This is a genomic window from Streptomyces sp. Root431 (assembly GCF_001426585.1).
GTDB lineage: Bacteria > Actinomycetota > Actinomycetes > Streptomycetales > Streptomycetaceae > Streptomyces > Streptomyces stackebrandtii.
Window position 1 is genome coordinate 683258 of sequence record NZ_LMEI01000012.1, and the last position, 17121, is coordinate 700378.

Below are 17121 nucleotides of genomic sequence, written 5' to 3' on the forward strand. Positions count from 1 at the left end.
CTGCGCGGCGGATCCCCGTACGAGGCGGGGGGCCGTACGGTCAGCGTTCCCGTACGGCCCGCTCGGCGGCGACCCGCAGGATCTCGTCGATCCGGTCGGCGCTGAGGCGCTCCCCGTCGGCGGCGGAGGCCGCGATGATCAGTTCGCCGCACAGTTCGATCTCGGCGAGGGCGACGCAGTCCGGGTCTGCGGGGACGGTCGCTGTACCGGGCGGGGCCACGTGCGGTCACCTCTTCCTGCCGGCGTCTGTCTCCCAGGGTTCCCGGCGGTCTCCCAGCGTAGGGAGAGCGCCACTGAGCGCGCATGACACGTCCGGACCATTTCGGCGATGGTCCGAACCACCCGGGCGCCGCCGCGCCCCTGCTCAGGCCTTGATCTTCCCGGCGTAGATGTCCCGCCGGTCCGGCAGCGTCACCTGGACGCGGACCCCGAAGCCGTACAGCAGGGTCGTCGAGGCGACCGCGACCGTACGGCCCTGGTTGCTGAAGCTGAACTGGTGGCGGACCTTCCGCAGCCGGCCCTCCGCGTCCAGATACGCGTCGAAGGGCACCGTGTCCTTGGCGAACCCTTTCGCCGCCGCGGCGAGCGCCCCGCGCAGCTGCGGCGAGGCGACGCGCGCCGCGTGGGCGATGTCGGCGACGCCGCGGTAGTGGCCGACTTTCACCCCTGCCAGATCGACCTCGCCGAGGTACGTGACCTCCCGGGCACCCCGCAGCAGCTCCGCCGCGGCCGCCGGGTCGGTGGCCCCGCCGGTCACGAGGTTCCCGTCGTCGAGGGTCGTGGTGTCGACGCGGACCCACTTGTCGGCGGGCACGCCCGCGCCGCGGTTCTTCATGTAGAGGGCGCCGGGGGTGAGGAGCTCGGTGATCGGCCGGTGCTCGTCGGTCCCGGCCGCGTCCTTGGGCAGCATCACCTGGAGCCGGCCGGTGCGGCGGCGGAAGTCGTAGCCGCCCTCGCCACGGATGGTGACCCGGGTGCCGCCGGCGGCCATCTCCATGGAGGTGCTCGCCTTGGCGGTGCCGGCCCTGGTCAGCGCCTCGGCGGCGGCCCGTACGGTCAGGAGGGGGTCCCCCGCGGGCTTCGGGTCCTCGGGTGCGGCGCAGCCCGCGACCGCCGGACCCCCGACGAGTGAGCCGACCAGAGCCGCGGTGACGGCGAACGCCCCGCTCCCGCGACCGTGCGGACGCCCGTACCCCTGCACCACCATCGCCTGCCAACCCCCAACGCCTCACCGCTGTTTGCCCGGGACCCGCACGTCCCCGTGCTCCCGCGGGCCCGGGGACACCCGCTCCGCATAACGACGGCCCGGGCGAGCCGTCACGCGCAGTACGGTGGTGGGGTGCACGCGCATGCCTCTCCCCACACGACCACGACGACGGAGCGCGGCTCGTTCGCGCTGGCCAAGTGCAGCTGCGGCTGGTCGGGACCGGCCCGCAGATCGCGGGAGAGGGCCAGGACGGACGCCTCGGAGCACCTGCGTACCGCGTCGCCGGAAGGCCCTTGAAACGTGTCCGCCGGATCAGGGCCGGACGGCCCCTGATCCGGACGGGCCCTGCATCCGGACGGATCCCTAGGCGGCGAGGTCGTTCTGGTCCGTGCCGGCGGCCGGGCCGCCGAGCCGGGGCTCGGGGATGCCGACGGCCTCGGGCCGGCGCGGTTCCGGGGCCCGCCGGGAGCGGACGAGCCGGGCGCCGCGGCCCGAGCGGGAGACGGCGGAGACCACGGGCGTGAGCAGGGCGAGCGCGACGGGGGCGAGGAGCAGCGCCACCGCCGTACCGAGGGCGAATCCGCCGATCACGTCGGTCGGGTAGTGCACGCCCATGTAGACGCGGGCGAAGCCCTCGGCGAGGGCGAGGCCGATGGCGGCGAGGCCGAACTTCCGGTGGGCGACGAAGAGGCCGACGCCGAGCGCCATGGCCATGGTGGCGTGGTCGCTGACGAACGAGAAGTCGGTCTTGCCGTCGACGAGGACGTCGAGCCCCTCGTGGTCCTTGAACGGCCGGGGGCGCTCGACGAAGCCCCGGATGGGGATGTTGACGAGAAGGGCGATGCCGGCGGCCAGCGGGGCCCAGACGATGCCGGCGACGGCGGAGACGGAGTCCCCCAGGGTGCCGTTGCGGCGGACGCTCCACCAGCACCAGAGCACGACGAGGACCATCCCGAGCATGATCCCGTACTCGCCGACGAACTCCATGACGCGGTCGAACCACGGCGGAGCGGCCTTCGCGAGGCCGTTGATGTCGTAGAGCAGGCTGACATCGGGGTTGGAACCGTCCGATGCGAGTCCAGCCATCTGCTGCGGCCCCTTGCTTCTCGTGTCTGTCTTCCCACCCCCGTGGTCAGAGCGTTCGGATCAGGGAACGAACTGCCTGAGGCGCGCGTTCCGCTCTCTCCGGTGGATCATGAGGACGTTATCGAAGAGTGACGGTGCACCGCAGCTCAGGGCCACCGCATGACGGAGAGTTCCGGCCATGTCCCATACGACCCGACGGTCCGTCTCCTGCCCCTACGTCTGCGGCAGATGGGTCGGCAGCGCGGCGGCGCCCTCCTTCGTGACCCGTGTCGCACCGAAGTAGTCCGGGGTGTCGATCCGGTCGAAGCGGATGACCGCGCCGGTCCGCGGGGCGTCGATCATGTACCCGCCGCCGACGTAGATGCCGACGTGCCGGATCGCCCGCGAGTTCGTCAGATCGTCGGAGAAGAACACGAGGTCGCCGGGGAGGAGCTCGTCCCTGCTCGGGTGCGGCCCGGCGTTGTACTGGTCGTTGGCGACGCGCGGCAGCTCGATGCCGACGGCCTGGTACGCGGCCTGGGTCAGCCCGGAGCAGTCGAACCGGCCATTCTGCGCGGCCGTGCCCGTACCGCCCCAGAGATAGGGGGTGCCGAGCTTCTGCTGGGCGTAGTGGATGGCCCCGGCGGCCTGCTGGGACGGCTCGACGCGGCCCACCGGCCGGGCGAAGCTCTTCTCCAGGGAGCGGATGATCCGCACGTAGTTCTGCGTCTCGCTGATGGGCGGCACCCCGCCGTGCCGGATGACCCGGTACGCGCCCGCGTTGTACGCGGCCAGCATGTTGTTCGCCGGGTCCCCGGGCACGTTCTTCACGTAGCCGGCGATCTCGCAGTCGTACGAGGCGGCCGAGGGGATCGCGTCCGCCGGGTCCCAGATGTCCCGGTCCCCGTCCCCGTCCCCGTCGATGCCGTGCCCGGCCCAGGTGCCCGGGATGAACTGGGCGATGCCGCGGGCGTCGGCGGGCGAGACGGCCCGCGGGTTCCAGCCGCTCTCCTGGTAGAGCTGCGCGGCGAGCAGGGCGGGGTTGATCGCGGGACAGAGGTTGCCCCACTTCTGCACGAGTCCTTGGTAGAGGGCGGGCACGGAGCCCTTGGCGAGGCCCACGGTGCCGTTCTTGCCGCTGCCCGCGCCGCCCATGAGACCCGCCGCCGCGGAGTACGTCCCCACGACGAGCAGGGCGACAAAGCTGAGGCAGACCCCGAAGGCCCCGCCGGCCACCAGCCACGCCTTGCCAGCCTTACGCACCGTCAACCACCCCTTGGCTCCTGGCAGTACGCCCCGGGGCCAGTCTAGGCGGCGGGGCGTCCTGTGGGGTGGTTGCGCGACGTGCCGTCAGTTCTTCTTGAGCACCTCCACGAGACGGGAGGAACTGTCGTCCCCGTGACCGGCTTCCACACCGCGCCGGAACAGGTCGACGATCGCGGCCGGCAGGGCCCCGTCCACACCCGCGTCGGTGACGGTGTGCAGGACGTGCTCGGCGCTGGCGAGACCCATGGCGAGGCGGTCGACGTCACCGCCGTGGTGGCCGGCGTCGACGCGGGGCGCGTAGAAGTCGAGGAACCGGCCGAGGTCGAGCGCGTTCCGGGCGTACGGCAGGAGCTCGGCGGCCGTGATGCCGTGCGCGTCGGCGAGGGCGAGGGCCTGCCAGTAACTCGACAGCGCCGTCCAGAACATGACCATGTTGAGCTGGTAGAAGAGCGCGGCGAGCCCCGGGTCCTCACCGCGGTAGTCGGTGCCGGTGAGCACGGAAAGCGTGTCGCGGTGGGCCTCGAAGACCTCGCGGGGCCCGCTGTAGAAGGTGGAGGAGGCCGGGTCGCCGACGCCGGACGGCGGCGTGAGGACGCCGCCGGTGAGCTGGACGGCGCCGCGCTCCGCCGCCCAGGCGGCGGCCTCCCGGGCCCGCTGCGGGGTGTCGGAGCTGAGGTTGACCAGGACCCTGCCCGCCAGGACGGCGGGGTCGACCGCGCCGAGGACGGCGTAGAAGGCGTCGTAGTCGGTGAGACTGAGGATGACGAGCTCGCCGGCGGCGACGGCCTCGGCGGGGCTCGCGGCGAGGACCGCTCCCCGCCGTACGAGCTCGGCGGCGCGGCTCGGGGTGCGGTTCCAGAGGGTGACCTCGTACCCCTGGTCGAGATAGGCGCCGGCCATGGCGCGCCCCATGGGCCCGAGGCCGATGACGGTGACGTTGACGGAATGGTCGTTCTGCACAGCTGTCCCCCATCGATGCACGATGACTAAAACGAACGCTCTATCCAGCGCTCGGGCACGACCGTAGCACGCACTAAAACGAACGCTCTACTCACTGTGCCGACTAGACTCGCCCCATGCAGACCAGCAGCACCCACGACCGGATCGTCGTCGCCGCCTCACGCCTCATCCAGCGCCAGGGCTACGTCGGAACGGGCATCAAGCAGATCGCGAAGGAGGCGGACGCCACCCTCGGCTCCGTCTACCACTTCTTCCCCGGCGGGAAGGAAGCCGTCGCCGTCGCCGCGATCGCCCACGGCCGCGACGAGTTCGCCGACCTGCTGCGCACCGCCCTCGACAGCGTGGACGACCCCGCCGAGGCCATCGACGCCTGCGCGCGCCTCCTGGCCCGCGAACTCCGCGCCTCCGGCTGGACCGACGGCTGCCCGGTCACCGCCGCCGCGCTCGAGACCCTCGGCACCGCCGACAGCCCCATCCAGCAGGCCTGCGCCGACGCCCTGCGCACCTGGCAGAACCTGGTCGCCGACAAGCTCCTCGGCTGCGGCTTCCCCTCCCCCGAGGCCCGCGACCTGGCCGCCACCGTCATCAACACGCTCGAAGGCGCGGAAGTGACCGCCCAGGTCACCCGAACCCAGGACCCGCTCCTCCTGGCGGGCCGTCACCTGTCGCGCCTGGTCGCCTCGTACGCCTGACCATCACGCGGCGCCGCGACCCCGCCCCGCCGCCGCCACGACGGCGCCCCAAGAGTGCAACAACGACAATCATTGCCCGGAGTCACCCTCCGTGATACACAGAGTGACCATACGGTTCTTCGCATAGAAACCGGCCACACCACCGCAGGTCAAGACGGTCAGACCGGTCAAGTGTGCGGGGATCGGGTAAAGAGAGCCGCCAAGCCGTCACACGCGAGCGGTTTCATCAGCGAAGATAGGGCGATGACCCATGCCGTCCGGCAGGGCCAGTTAACTACCCAACAGGGGCGGTGAGTTACATGTACCTGGCGGCAGAAAAGGGCGACATCACCACCATCATCGGTGGAATCGCCCCGAACTGGGGGCCTTTCGGCAGCCTGGGCAACGAAGCCAAGGTGATGATCGAGGTCGTGATGGCCGTGGCCATCCTGCTCTGCCTCGGCATCGCCATCTGGGGAGCGGCCAAGCAGCGCATCGGCGCGACCGCGCTCCGCGACACGTTCAGCGCGGAACAGGGCAAGGGCCTGATCGTGGCCGGCCTCACCGGCGTCTTCATCATCGGATCGCTGGGGACGCTGTTCACCATCGTGTACGGGATGGCCGTCTGATCCCCCGTCGGACTCCATCCTCCTGAGGCCAGCTGATGTTGTGTGTGCGTTCCCTGATGGCCGGTCACGTCATGGCCGGCCAGGTTGCAGCACTGTCGTACCCGCGAACGAGTGAGGGGGCGTACCCGGCATGAGCCTCGGCGACGAGCACGACGGCTTCGGCGGCGTGGGCGGCTCGGGCCAGACCCGGACCCGCCTGCCCGAGGGAAACAGCGGCGACGTCTACGGCGGCGCCCGCCGCCCCGTCCGCAGCTCCCGCTCCCTCATCACGGTCGTGAGCGTGGTGGTCCTCCTCATCGCCGCCATCGCCTTCGCCAACCGCGGCGGCGGCGAACCGGCGGACGCGGCCCCCACGGCGGGCACCCCCGGCGAACAGGCCCCGACGGCAGCGACGGGCGTCCGCCCGGTCACCGGGAAGAACGGCCGGTTCCCCGCAGGCTTCGCCCGCAGCGAGCAGGGCGCGCAGAGCGCCGCGACCAACTACGCGGTGGCGCTCGGCTCGGCCGAGATGTTCCAGGACGGCACGCGCGAGGAGATCGTGCGCGCCATCCACGACCCCGCCGTCGTCGAAGGCCTCCTCAAGAAGCTCGACGCCTCCTACTCCGCCGGCCTCATGGCCGGCATGGGACTCGACGAGAACGGCGCCCCGCCCGCCGGCACGACCTTCGTCTCACGCACCGTCCCGATCGGCGCCAAGGTCCGGGACTACACGGAGAACTCCGCGACCGTCGACGTCTGGTGCACCGGCCTGGGCGGCCTCGCCGGCGCGGGCTCGACCAAGCCCGTCACCTCCACCTGGTTCACCCTCACGCAGAAGCTCACCTGGGTCGGCGGCGACTGGCGCATCCAGTCCCTCAGCCAGAGCGAGGGCCCCACCCCGGTCAACGGCGACAACCGCGCCTCCACGGCCGACGAGATCGCCGCGGCCGTCGAGGGATACGGAGCGTTCACCTATGCCCGCTAGCCGAAGCCTCGCAGCGCGCGCGTCGACCGCGGCCTTCGCGGCCTTCCTCGCCGCCCCCCTCCTGCTCGCCCCGGCCGCCCACGCGGCCCCCACACCCACCCCGACGCCCACGCCGACCCCGACCCCGACGCCGAGCGCGGGCGGCAACGACTGCGGCCTCCTCACGGGAACGGCCAAGCAGCTCTGCGAGAGAGGCGAGCCCGGCAGCGGAAGCACCCAGGCACCCCTGCCCAACCCCACCACCGCCCTCGACCCCCTCTCCTCCCTGGCCCGAGGCTGCGCCGACGCCGCCATCGCCACCATCGACTACCTCTCCAAGGCCGTCAAAGAAACCGCCGACGTCGACTTCACCAACATGGAGTTCCTCGGCCGGTACGCGGTCGTCTTCGCCGCCGCCACCTTCCTCACCCTCCTCCTCTGGCTCCTCGCCGTCGCCAAGCGGGCCATCCGAGGCGTCCCCCTCACCACCGCACTCTCCGAGGCCATCGGCTTCCTCTGGCTGACGGTCCTCGCCTCCGCCTTCACCCCGCTCATCCTCTACACCGTCGTCAACGCCACCGACGCCGTCACCGAGGTCATCGCCTCCGGCACCGGCCAGCAGACCGACGTCTTCTTCGGCAGCTTCAAACAGGCCCTCCAGAAGGGCGACAGCATCGGTGGCGGCCCCATCATGCTGATCATCGTGTCGCTGGTGACCGTCCTCGCCGCCGGCGTCCTCTACCTGGAGCTGTTCCTCCGCGCCGTGATGCTCTACGTCGGCGCCCTCCTCGGCGTCGTCGTCTACTCCGGCCTCGTCGACAAGAACATGTGGGGCCACGTCCGCCGCTGGGCCGGAATCATGATCGCGGTGATCCTCGTCAAGCCGGTCATCGTGATCGTCCTCGGCCTCGCCGGGGCGCTCTCCTCCGGCACCGGACCCGACTCGTTCTCCGCCGTCGTCTCCGGACTCGCGATCATCCTGCTCGCCATCTTCGCCTCCGGCGTGATCTACCGCTTCGTCCCCGGCTTCGGCGACGAGATCGCCGCCTCCCGCAACAACCGGCTCCACCGCGCCGGCGAGAACACCGCGGCGGCCGTCATCTCCTCCCCCGCCTCCCTCGTCTCCCAGGGCATCAAGACCCACAGCACCCGCGACAGCGGAGGCGGCGGCGGCCAGGGCTCCCAGGCCCGCCCCGCCAACCCCCTCGCCGGCGGCGTCGCCGCCCACAGCAGCCGCGGCGGCGACAACCGCGGCGGCGGGGCCACACCCCCGCCCGCACCCCGTAGCAGCAGTCCCACCACGGGTACCCCGCACAGCAACCGCAACTCTGGAGGTGGAGGGCGTTGACGACCCAGTCCCAGCCGGTCGCGCCCCGCCGCACGTATCTCGTCGGCCGCGCCCGGCCCAACGCGATCGTCGGCAAGAACCGTGAGACGGGCGAGATCGCCCTCATCATCGTCGGCGCCTTCCTCGGCATGATGAGCGGACTCCTCGTCCCCGTCCTCCCCCTCCGGATCGCGCTCCTCGCCGGCCTCCCCATGGTCGGCATCGCCGCCGTGTACCTCCCGTACAAGGGCCGCACCTTCTACAAGTGGTACGAGATCAACCGCAGCTACAAGCGCATGCTCAAGCGCGGCACGGCCTACCGCTCCGTCGCCGCCGAGTCCGGCACCCGCCTCGACGGCCGCGAGGTCGAGATCGGCCCGCCCCCCGGCATCGGCCGCGTCGGCTGGCTCGCCGCCCCCTTCGGCCCCGACGAGATCGCCGTCCTCCTCCACGCCGACCGTCGCACCGTCACCGCCGCCATCGAGATCGAGGGCCCCGGCGTCGGCCTGCGCGACAGCGAGGACCAGGAAGCCCTCGTCGACCGCTTCGGCACCCTCCTCAAGCACGTCGCCAACGGCGACGGCTTCGTGACCCGCCTCCAGATGCTGGCCCGCACCCTCCCCGCCGACCCCGACGCCCACGCCAAGGACGTCAGCCAGCGCGGCGACACCGCCGCCCCCGCCTGGCTCAAGGAGTCGTACGAGCAGCTCCAGTCGATGGTCTCCACCTCCAGCGAGCAGCACCGCGCCTACCTCGTCGCCTGCATGCACTACACGCGCGAACTCGCCGCGGAGGCCAACGTCATGGCCCGCGCCGCCCGCCACGCCTCCGGCGCCCGCAAGCTCGACCGCGACGCCGGCCTCGCCGTCGTCATGGCCCGCGAGCTCACCGACATCTGCGCCCGCCTCGCCGAGGCCGACATCCGCGTACGCCAGCCCCTCGGCCAGTCCCGGCTCGCTTCCCTCGTCCACTCCATGTACGACCCGGACCACCCCATCGACCACATCCAGGCCATGACGAAACGAAACGCTTGGCCCGCCGAACTCGACGCGATGGAACCGACGTACCTCCAGGCCAAGACCCGCGAGTCCTCCACCCGCGCCCCCTGGTGCCACGCCACGGCCTGGGTGAAGGAGTGGCCCATGACCCCCGTCGGCGTCAACTTCCTCGCCCCGCTCCTCGTCCACACCCCCGACGTCATCCGCACGGTCGCCGTCACCATGGACCTGGAGCCCACCGAGGTCGCCATCGAGCGCATGCTCACCGAGAAGACCAACGACGAGGCCGACGCCAGCCGCGCCGCCAAGATGAACCGCACCGTCGACCCCCGCGACATCGCCGCCCACGGCCGGCTCGACCAGCGGGGTGAAGATCTCGCCAGCGGCGCCGCCGGAGTGAACCTCGTCGGGTACATCACCGTGTCGTCGCGTTCACCCGAGGCCCTCGCCCGGGACAAGCGCACGATCAGGGCCTCCGCCGGCAAGTCGTACCTGAAGCTGGAGTGGTGCGACCGCGAGCACCACCGGGCCTTTGTGAACACCCTGCCGTTCGCGACCGGCATCCGCCGCTAAGGCCGAAGGGGCACCGACCGATGCGAGATCCGCTGTCCGTCCTGACCGACGCCTTCACCTCCTTCGTCTTCGGCAAGGTGGAGACGACCCGCCTGCCCGTCCGCACCTCCACCGGACAGGCCCAGGCCGTCTACCTGCCGACCGCCGCCCCCGGCCTCGGCGACTCCGGCGTGATCATCGGCCGCGAGGTCTACAGCGGCAAGGGGTACATCTACGACCCCTTCCAGCTGTACGGGCAGCAGCTCCCCGCCCCGCACTGGCTGGTCCTCGGCGAGTCCGGAAACGGCAAGTCGGCCCTCGAGAAGACCTACGTGCTCCGCCAGCTCCGCTTCCGCGACCGGCAGGTCGTCGTCCTCGACGCCCAGGGCGAGGACGGCGTCGGCGAATGGAACCTCATCGCGCAGGAGCTGGGAATAACTCCCATCCGGCTCGACCCGATGGTCGCCAACGACTCCGGCATCCGCCTCAACCCCCTCGACCCCTCGATCACCACCACGGGCCAGCTCGCGCTGCTCCGCACGATCATCGAGGTGGCGATGGGCCACGGCCTCGACGAGCGCTCGGGCTTCGCCCTCAAGGTCGCCCACGCCTACGTCACCGGCCACACCACCGACCGCCAGCCGATCCTCACCGACATCGTCGAGCAGCTCCGCCACCCCGAACCCGAATCGGCGGAGGCGATGAACGTCGACATAGACGACGTACGGGCCTGGGGCCTGGACGTCGCCCTCGTCCTCGACCGGCTCGTCGACGGTGACCTCCGGGGCATGTTCGACGGCCCGACGACCGTCGGCATCGACCTCGACGCGCCCCTCATCGTCTTCGACCTCTCCCACATCGACCGCAACTCCATCGCCATGCCGATCCTCATGGCGATCGTCGGCGTCTGGCTGGAGCACACCTGGATCCGCCCCGACCGGAAGAAGCGCATCTTCCTCGTCGAGGAGGCCTGGCACATCATCAACAGCCCGTTCGTGGCGCAGCTGTTCCAGCGGCTGCTCAAGTTCGGCCGCCGTCTCGGCCTGTCCTTCGTCGCCGTCGTCCACCACCTCTCCGACGTCGTCGACGGAGCGGCGGCCAAGGAAGCGGCGGCGATCCTCAAGATGGCCTCCACCCGGACCATCTACGCCCAGAAAGCCGACGAGGCACGCAACACGGGCCGGGTCCTCGGCCTGCCCCGCTGGGCCGTCGAGATCATCCCGACCCTCACCCCCGGCATCGCGGTCTGGGACGTCAACGGCAACGTGCAGGTGGTCAAACACCTCATCACCGAACGCGAACGCCCTCTCGTCTACACCGACCGCGCGATGACCGAGTCCTCCGTCGCCGACCCGGAACTCGAATGGGAGACGGAGCAGCGCGCGATCCTCATCGAGCAGCAGATGAACGGCACCTCGCAGTCGACGGTGGCCTGACCGGATGGACACACCACGGAAGGGAGGAGGAGGCATCTCCGACGGGCTGCTGCTCAGCCTGTTCGGCCTCCTCCTCTGCCTCACGCTCCTCGTCTGGGCGGCCACCGGCCTGGGCGGCCTCCTCGCCCACGGCGCCTGGCCGGAGGGCGTCGCCCTCACCCGCACCCCCGCGGCCCTCCGCTCCCTGGCGACCGCCCCGACCGACCTGGCGTCGGCCTGGCCGGCCACCCCGGCGGGCGAGCTGTCGGGGTACGGGCTCTTCTGGGGCCTGCTGATCGGCGAGGCGATGATCCTGCTCGTCCTCGCGATCTTCGCCCTCGGCACGATCGCCCGCTGGCGCGCGGTCCGCGCGAACCGCAAGTCCGGCGCGTACGACCCGCCTCAGGCACACGACCGCAAGCCCATGCCGGTACGGGAGACCCCGCCCGCGCCGATACGGGAGACCTTGGCCCCGCCCGCACCCCGCCACCCCGCGGAAGCGGCACAGGCGCCGACACCAGCACCGGCACCGGCACAGGCGCCGACACAGGCGCCGACACCGGCACCGACACCGGCACCGGCTCCGGAGCAGGACCCGGCCCCGGCCCCCGCCGCGGTCCCCCCGCCCGCACACCCCACCGCTCCCCCGATCCCCTCCGCCCCCACCCGCACCTTCTACGGCCTCGCCGAAGCCCGCCGCCCCCTCGCCGTCCAGGCGATCCAGGACGCCGAGGGACCGGTGCTCGTCGTCACCTCCGACCCCACCGTCTGGTCGGCGACGAAGGACGCGCGCGGCAAGCTCGGACCGGTCCTCCTCCACGACCCCGGCCACCTCTGCGACACCCCGGCCCGGCTCCACTGGTCCCCGTCCGAGCACTGCGAGGACCCGGCCGTCGCCCAGCAGCGGGCCGCCGCCCTGCTCGCCCCCGTACGCCCGCACTCCCGCCTCGACGCCGCCACCGCAGAGACCGCCGAAACGCTCCTGCGCTGCTGGCTGCACGCCGCCGCCGTCGACGGCCGCCCCTTCCGCCAGGTCCACCGCTGGGCCCAGGGCGCCGGCGCCCACGAGCCCGTACGCATCCTCCGCAGCCACCCCAAGGCGGCATCCGGCCTCGCCGGCCTCCTCGAATCGGCGCTCACCGCCCACCCGGAAAGCCGCCGCCTCGCCCAGGAACTGACGGCCCGTGCGCTCGCCGCGCTCTCCTCGGTCCACATCCGCGAGGCCTGCGTCCCGAATCGAACGGATTCGCTGACGCTCGCATCTTTCGTCGCCGAAGGGGGCACCCTCTACCTGGTGGGCGAGGCGATCGAGGACCCCCGCGCCCACCCCGGCGCGATGCCGCTCCTCACGGCCCTCGCCGCAAGCGTGGTCGAGCACGGCCGCCGCATGGCCGCACGGTCATCCGACGGTCGGCTCGACCCACCACTGACCCTCGTCCTCGACGACGTCGCCGCCGTGGCCCCGCTCCCCGACCTCCCGGAGCTCCTCGCCAGCGGCCACCACCAGGGCCTCCCGACCCTGGCCCTCCTCCGCTCCCGCGAACAGGCCCGCAGCCGCTGGCCGGAGGCCGCACTCACCCCGTAGGAACCACTAGGCGACCGGACGCGGCAGCTCGTACTCCACTTCCTCCGCGCCCGCGCTCACACCGCTGTCCAGCGTCACGCGCGCCCCCGACGCCACGAACCCGAAGCGCCGGTAGAAGGCCGCCGCACGCGCGTTGTCCTCGTGGACGTACAGCCGCACGCGCTCCACCACCGGATCCGACAGCGTCCAGGACCACTCCACGGCCGCCCGGAACAGCCCGTCGATCACGCCGCTGCCCCGCGCCTCCGGCCGTACGTACACCCCGACGATGTGCGTCTGGTCGACCTTCGCCGCCGCGCCGAACACCGCGTCGCCCGAGGCCCGCTCCACCAGCACCGTCACCGAGCCGACCCACCGCCCGTCCGCCGCCTCCGCGACGAACTGGCGCACGGCACCGTCCCCGCTCTCCGAAGCCCCCGCCGCACGCTCCTGCCAGAAGCTGTCCGGCCGCTCCACGGCGTCCGCGTACGTATCGAGGAAGGCGAGGTGCGCGACCGGGTCCTGAAGGGCGGCGAGCCGCAGCTCACGCGCCTTCTCCCACTCGTCGGCGCGGAGGGTACGTATCGAATAGTCCATACCCCGATCCTCGCCACGACAGGACGCCCCTGACAAGGCATTTCCCCTCACACCCCCGACCGTCGTACCGCGGTACTACGCCCCCGCCCCACCTCCCGCCCCCGGTCGGACGAACGCCCCCCGCCCGCTCCCTACCGTCGAAGACATGATCCGAGCAGAGAACCTCACCAAGCGGTACGGGGACACCACCGTCGTCCAGGACCTCGGCTTCACCGTCCGCCCCGGCACCGTCACCGGCTTCCTCGGCCTGGGGGCACCTCCCAGCCCGAAGGGCTAGGGGGAGGCGCCGGAAAGTCCACCACTCTCCGCATGATCCTCGGCCTCGACGCCCCCACCCGCGGCCACGCCACCATCGACGGCCGCCCCTACGCCGGCCACCGCGCCCCGCTCACCGTCGTCGGCGCCCTCCTCGAAGCCCGCTCGCTCCACCCGGGCCGCTCCGCGTACCACCACCTCATGGCCCTCGCCCACACCCACGGCATCCCGCACACCCGCGTCGACCGGGTCCTCGCCCTCACCGGCCTCACCCACGTCGCCCGCAAACGCGTCAAGGGCTTCTCCCTCGGCATGGGCCAGCGCCTCGGCATCGCCGCCGCGCTCCTCGGCGACCCCGCCACCGTCGTCCTCGACGAACCCGTCAACGGCCTCGACCCCGAGGGCGTGCTCTGGATCCGCACCCTCCTCAGGTCCCTGGCCGCCGAGGGCCGCACCGTCCTCGTCTCCTCCCACCTCATGAGCGAGATGGCACTCACCGCCGACCACCTGATCGTCATCGGCAAGGGCCGTCTCCTCGCCGACACCACGGTCGACGAGCTCGTACGGACCTCCGGCGGCGCCTCGGTCAAGGTCGTCACCCCGGAAGCGGACCGGCTGCGCACCCTCCTCCGCGGCGCGCGCTGCACCGCCGAGGCCCCCGACACCCTCCTCGTCACCGGCCTCGAAGCCCCGGAGATCGGCCGCACGGCCGCCGCCCACGGGCTCCCCCTCCACGAACTCACCCCGCAGGCCGCCTCGCTGGAGCAGGCGTTCATGGACCTGACCCGTGACTCCGTCGAATACCAGGGAGCCCCCGCATGACCACCACCGCAACCACCGTCCCGACCACCACCCCCACCATGACCCCGGCCTACGGCCTCACCCCCACCCGAATCCTCCGCTCCGAATGGCACAAGCTCTGGACCGTCCGCTCCACCTGGTTCACCCTCCTCACCGCCGCCGCACTCGTCCTCGGCGTCGGCATCCTCATGGGCGCCACCTACACCTCCGACGGCGGCGACTCCGACGTCGACACCGTCGTCCTCACCCTCTACGGCACCCAGCTCGGCGGCATCGCCCTCGCCGTCCTCGGCATCCTCGTCACCGCCGGCGAGTACGCGACCGGCATGGTCCGCGCCTCGCTCACCGCCGTCCCGCGCCGCCTCCCCGTCCTCTGGGCGAAGGCCGCCGTCTACACCGCCACCGTCTTCGCGCTCTCCCTCGCCACCGCCGTCCTCACCTTCCTCACGGCCCAGGTCTTCCTCTCCGACTCCGACCAGGCCGCCTCCCTCACCGACGACGGCGTCCTCGCCGCGATCGCCGGCAACGCCGCGGGCGTCACCCTCCTCGGCGTCATCGCCCTCGGCCTCGGCGCCGGCCTGCGCTCCGTGCCCGGCGCGATCGGCGCGTTCGTCGGAGGGGTCCTGATCGTGCCCGAGATCCTCGGGATGCTCCCGTACGAGGCGATGGACACCGCCATCCGGTACTTCCCCACCCAGGCGGCCGGAGCCCTCGGTACCGCGACCCCGATGCCCGGCGCGGCCTCCCCCGGCGCCGCACTCCTCGCCCTGCTGCTGTGGGCGGCCGCGGCACTCGCCGTCCCCGCGCTGTTGCTCAAGCGCCGCGACGTATGAGGATGATGACGGGGTGACCACGATGGAGACGCCCGAGGCGACGGGCCTGAGCAGGTACATCCACCGCCTGCTGGCCCGGGCGCGGGCCTTCGACACCCGGCACCCCGCGGTGTGGGACGCCGCCCTGACACTCGCCTGGACGCTCGCGGCGCTCGTGGACGCGGCCGGCGGCTGGCGGAACACCGCCCGCGACCCGTCCGTCCCCGCCTGGCTCGTGCTCACCCTGAGCCTCGCCCTCGCCCTGCCCCTCTACTGGCGCCGCAGCCGGCCCATGACGGCCCTCGCCGTGATGGCCTGCGCGACGCTCGTCAGCGAAGGCTCCGGAGCCTTCCTCCAGGCCGGCTACCTCCAGATGCTCCCCGTCTTCCACATCGCCCTCAGCCGCCCGCCCCGCGCGCTCCTGTGGGCCTTCGCCCTCCTCCTGCCGCCGCTCGTGGCGGGCGCGATCCGCTTCCCCCAGGAGACCTGGGACCAGCGCGTCATCCCCACCCTGTGGGGGTACGCCCTCGTCGCCCTCCTCGGCCTCGTGGTCCGGTCCCGCAGGGACCACACCGCGGGCCTCGTCGACCGGGCCCGCCGCCTGGAGATCGAACGCGACCAGGAGGTCCGGCTCGCCGCCGCCGCCGAACGCACCAGGATCGCCCGGGAGATGCACGACATCATCGGCCACAACCTCTCGGTCATCACCGGTCTCGCCGACGGCGGCCGGTACGCGGCGGCCAAGAGCCCCGAGCGCGCCGCCCAGGCCCTCGACGCCATCGGCACGACGAGCCGCCAGGCCCTCGACGACCTCCGCCGCCTCCTAGGAGTCCTCCGCGACGACGAACAGGAGGCGGTCCGCGACCCCCAGCCCACCCTCGCCGACCTGGACACCCTCCTCACCGGCGTACGGAAGGCCGGCCTGCCGGTCCGACTCGACGTCAAGGACGAACCGAGTCCCCAACCCCTCGCCCCAGGGGCCCAACTGACGGTCTACCGAGTGGTCCAGGAAGCCCTCACGAACACCCTGAAACACGCGGGCCCGTCAGCGTCGGCGACCGTGCTCCTGGCCTGGTCCCCGAAGGAACTCCTGGTGGAGGTCGTCGACTCGGGCACGCCCCAGACCACCACCGCACCCCCCGGCCAAGGCCAGGGCCTCACCGGCATGCGCGAACGCGCCGCCCTCTACGATGGCCGACTCGCCTGCGGCCCCCTGCCGGCCGGCGGCTGGCGCGTCCGTCTCCGACTCCCCCTGGAGGACTCCCCCTCGTGACGACCGTACTCATCGCCGACGACCAGCCGATGCAGCGCTTCGGCTTCCGCATGCTCCTCGAGAGCCAGGACGACATGACCGTCGTCGGCGAGGCGTCGAGCGGCACCGAGGCGATCCGCCTGGTCGACCACTACCACCCCGACGTCGTCCTCATGGACATCCGGATGCCGGGCCTGGACGGCATCGAGGCCACCCGCCGCATCGTCACGACCGGCGCCCGCACCCGGATCCTGATCGTCACCACCTTCGACCTCGACGAGTACGCGTACGAGGGCCTGCGCGCCGGCGCGAGCGGCTTCCTGGTGAAGGACGCCCAGCCGGAGGAGCTCCTCGCCGGCATCCGCGCGGTCGCCAGCGGCGACGCGGTCGTCGCCCCGAGCCTGACCCGCCGCCTCCTGGACGCCTACATCCAGCACCTGCCCCAGCCCACCACACCATCGGCCCCGCCCCAGGAGGACCCGCGCCTCTCCTCCCTCACGGAACGGGAGCGCGAGATCCTCACCGTCGTCGGTCAGGGCTGGACGAACACGGAGATCGCCGCACGCCTCCATCTCGCGGAGTCCACGGTGAAGACCCACATCGGCCGCATCCTCGCGAAGACGGGCGCCCGCGACCGCGTCCAGGCGGTCATCCTGGCCTACGACACCCAACTGGTGGCGCCGGCCTAAGAAATGGTCTGGCCCCGGAACGCAGAAAAGCCCCGCACCATAAGGTGCGGGGCTTTCCCACAATGATTGTTCGGCGGCGTCCTACTCTCCCACAGGGTCCCCCCTGCAGTACCATCGG

General features: G+C 72.1%; 16 protein-coding genes and 1 pseudogene. 11 read left to right on the plus strand and 6 right to left on the minus strand.

All coding sequences use genetic code 11. The annotated features are described in order from the left end of the window. Nucleotides 1–40: 40 nt before the first annotated feature. The 5 genes from ASC82_RS25340 to ASC82_RS25360 form a co-directional block, all read right to left on the minus strand. Nucleotides 41–220, minus strand: coding sequence for a hypothetical protein (locus tag ASC82_RS25340; RefSeq protein WP_024757453.1), 180 nt, complete (start codon nt 218–220; stop codon nt 41–43). Between the two features lie 144 nt (nt 221–364). Continuing rightward, entirely contained in the window at nt 365–1207 is an 843-nt protein-coding gene (locus tag ASC82_RS25345) for a hypothetical protein (RefSeq protein WP_056652344.1), read from the minus strand. A gap of 363 nt (nt 1208–1570) precedes the next feature. Beyond that, the gene (locus ASC82_RS25350) at nt 1571–2293 is read right to left on the minus strand and encodes a phosphatase PAP2 family protein (protein ID WP_056652346.1); all 723 of its coding nucleotides are present in this window, start codon (nt 2291–2293) and stop codon (nt 1571–1573) included. 213 nt (nt 2294–2506) lie between these two features. Further along, nucleotides 2507–3541 (minus strand): bifunctional lytic transglycosylase/C40 family peptidase, encoded by a 1035-nt coding sequence (locus tag ASC82_RS25355; protein ID WP_056652350.1) that lies wholly within the window; start codon nt 3539–3541, stop codon nt 2507–2509. 81 nt (nt 3542–3622) lie between these two features. Then, nucleotides 3623–4498, minus strand: a complete 876-nt coding sequence (locus ASC82_RS25360; RefSeq protein WP_056652353.1) for an NAD(P)-binding domain-containing protein — start codon at nt 4496–4498, stop codon at nt 3623–3625. Between the two features lie 116 nt (nt 4499–4614). Between ASC82_RS25360 and ASC82_RS25365 the strand changes: the two genes are divergently transcribed. The 7 genes from ASC82_RS25365 (at nt 4615) to ASC82_RS25395 (ending at nt 12618) form a co-directional block, all read left to right on the plus strand. Beyond that, a complete protein-coding gene (locus ASC82_RS25365; RefSeq protein WP_056652355.1) occupies nt 4615–5190 on the plus strand; it encodes a TetR/AcrR family transcriptional regulator in 576 nt (191 codons plus the stop codon). A 299-nt stretch (nt 5191–5489) separates the two neighbouring features. Continuing rightward, entirely contained in the window at nt 5490–5798 is a 309-nt protein-coding gene (locus tag ASC82_RS25370; RefSeq protein ID WP_024757447.1) for a hypothetical protein, read from the plus strand. A 130-nt stretch (nt 5799–5928) separates the two neighbouring features. Then, nucleotides 5929–6762 (plus strand): hypothetical protein, encoded by an 834-nt coding sequence (locus ASC82_RS25375; RefSeq protein WP_056652360.1) that lies wholly within the window; start codon nt 5929–5931, stop codon nt 6760–6762. After that, nucleotides 6752–8089 carry a hypothetical protein gene (locus ASC82_RS25380; RefSeq protein WP_056652363.1) on the plus strand — a complete coding sequence of 446 codons (1338 nt, stop codon included), beginning with the start codon at nt 6752–6754 and terminating at the stop codon, nt 8087–8089. The genes ASC82_RS25375 and ASC82_RS25380 overlap by 11 nt, the downstream gene beginning before the upstream one ends. Beyond that, entirely contained in the window at nt 8086–9639 is a 1554-nt protein-coding gene (locus tag ASC82_RS25385; protein WP_056652366.1) for an SCO6880 family protein, read from the plus strand. Before ASC82_RS25380 ends, ASC82_RS25385 begins: the two co-directional genes overlap by 4 nt. Before the next feature lie 20 nt (nt 9640–9659). Then, nucleotides 9660–11054, plus strand: a complete 1395-nt coding sequence (locus tag ASC82_RS25390) for an ATP-binding protein (protein ID WP_056652369.1) — start codon at nt 9660–9662, stop codon at nt 11052–11054. A 4-nt stretch (nt 11055–11058) separates the two neighbouring features. Then, nucleotides 11059–12618, plus strand: coding sequence for a hypothetical protein (locus tag ASC82_RS25395; RefSeq protein ID WP_056652372.1), 1560 nt, complete (start codon nt 11059–11061; stop codon nt 12616–12618). A gap of 6 nt (nt 12619–12624) precedes the next feature. On the opposite strand, the gene ASC82_RS25400 is transcribed toward ASC82_RS25395, so the two are convergent. Further along, complete coding sequence (locus ASC82_RS25400) at nt 12625–13194, minus strand: GNAT family N-acetyltransferase (protein WP_056652376.1); 570 nt, start codon at nt 13192–13194, stop codon at nt 12625–12627. 145 nt (nt 13195–13339) lie between these two features. Between ASC82_RS25400 and ASC82_RS25405 the strand changes: the two are divergent. The 4 genes and pseudogenes from ASC82_RS25405 to ASC82_RS25420 all read left to right on the plus strand — a co-directional run bounded on the left by ASC82_RS25405 (nt 13340) and on the right by ASC82_RS25420 (nt 17003). Next, nucleotides 13340–14271 (plus strand): annotated as a pseudogene (locus tag ASC82_RS25405) (ATP-binding cassette domain-containing protein). Further along, nucleotides 14268–15083 (plus strand): ABC transporter permease, encoded by an 816-nt coding sequence (locus ASC82_RS25410; RefSeq protein ID WP_056652379.1) that lies wholly within the window; start codon nt 14268–14270, stop codon nt 15081–15083. Before ASC82_RS25405 ends, ASC82_RS25410 begins: the two are co-directional and overlap by 4 nt. Before the next feature lie 22 nt (nt 15084–15105). Beyond that, the gene (locus tag ASC82_RS25415; RefSeq protein WP_056652576.1) at nt 15106–16335 is read left to right on the plus strand and encodes a histidine kinase; all 1230 of its coding nucleotides are present in this window, start codon (nt 15106–15108) and stop codon (nt 16333–16335) included. Further along, entirely contained in the window at nt 16332–17003 is a 672-nt protein-coding gene (locus ASC82_RS25420) for a response regulator transcription factor (protein WP_056652381.1), read from the plus strand. Before ASC82_RS25415 ends, ASC82_RS25420 begins: the two co-directional genes overlap by 4 nt. The last annotated feature ends 118 nt before the right edge of the window (nt 17004–17121 follow it).

Excerpts from the sequence above, each read along its gene's own strand:
- ASC82_RS25390 (WP_056652369.1), top strand. The coding sequence starts at position 9,660 with ATGCGAGATCCGCTGTCCGTCCTGACCGACGCCTTCACCTCCTTCGTC.
- ASC82_RS25370 (WP_024757447.1), top strand. The coding sequence starts at position 5,490 with ATGTACCTGGCGGCAGAAAAGGGCGACATCACCACCATCATCGGTGGA.
- ASC82_RS25345 (WP_056652344.1), bottom strand. The coding sequence starts at position 1,207 with ATGGTGGTGCAGGGGTACGGGCGTCCGCACGGTCGCGGGAGCGGGGCG.
- ASC82_RS25410 (WP_056652379.1), top strand. The coding sequence starts at position 14,268 with ATGACCACCACCGCAACCACCGTCCCGACCACCACCCCCACCATGACC.
- ASC82_RS25415 (WP_056652576.1), top strand. The coding sequence starts at position 15,106 with ATGGAGACGCCCGAGGCGACGGGCCTGAGCAGGTACATCCACCGCCTG.
- ASC82_RS25395 (WP_056652372.1), top strand. The coding sequence starts at position 11,059 with ATGGACACACCACGGAAGGGAGGAGGAGGCATCTCCGACGGGCTGCTG.
- ASC82_RS25375 (WP_056652360.1), top strand. The coding sequence starts at position 5,929 with ATGAGCCTCGGCGACGAGCACGACGGCTTCGGCGGCGTGGGCGGCTCG.
- ASC82_RS25365 (WP_056652355.1), top strand. The coding sequence starts at position 4,615 with ATGCAGACCAGCAGCACCCACGACCGGATCGTCGTCGCCGCCTCACGC.
- ASC82_RS25380 (WP_056652363.1), top strand. The coding sequence starts at position 6,752 with ATGCCCGCTAGCCGAAGCCTCGCAGCGCGCGCGTCGACCGCGGCCTTC.
- ASC82_RS25400 (WP_056652376.1), bottom strand. The coding sequence starts at position 13,194 with ATGGACTATTCGATACGTACCCTCCGCGCCGACGAGTGGGAGAAGGCG.
- ASC82_RS25350 (WP_056652346.1), bottom strand. The coding sequence starts at position 2,293 with ATGGCTGGACTCGCATCGGACGGTTCCAACCCCGATGTCAGCCTGCTC.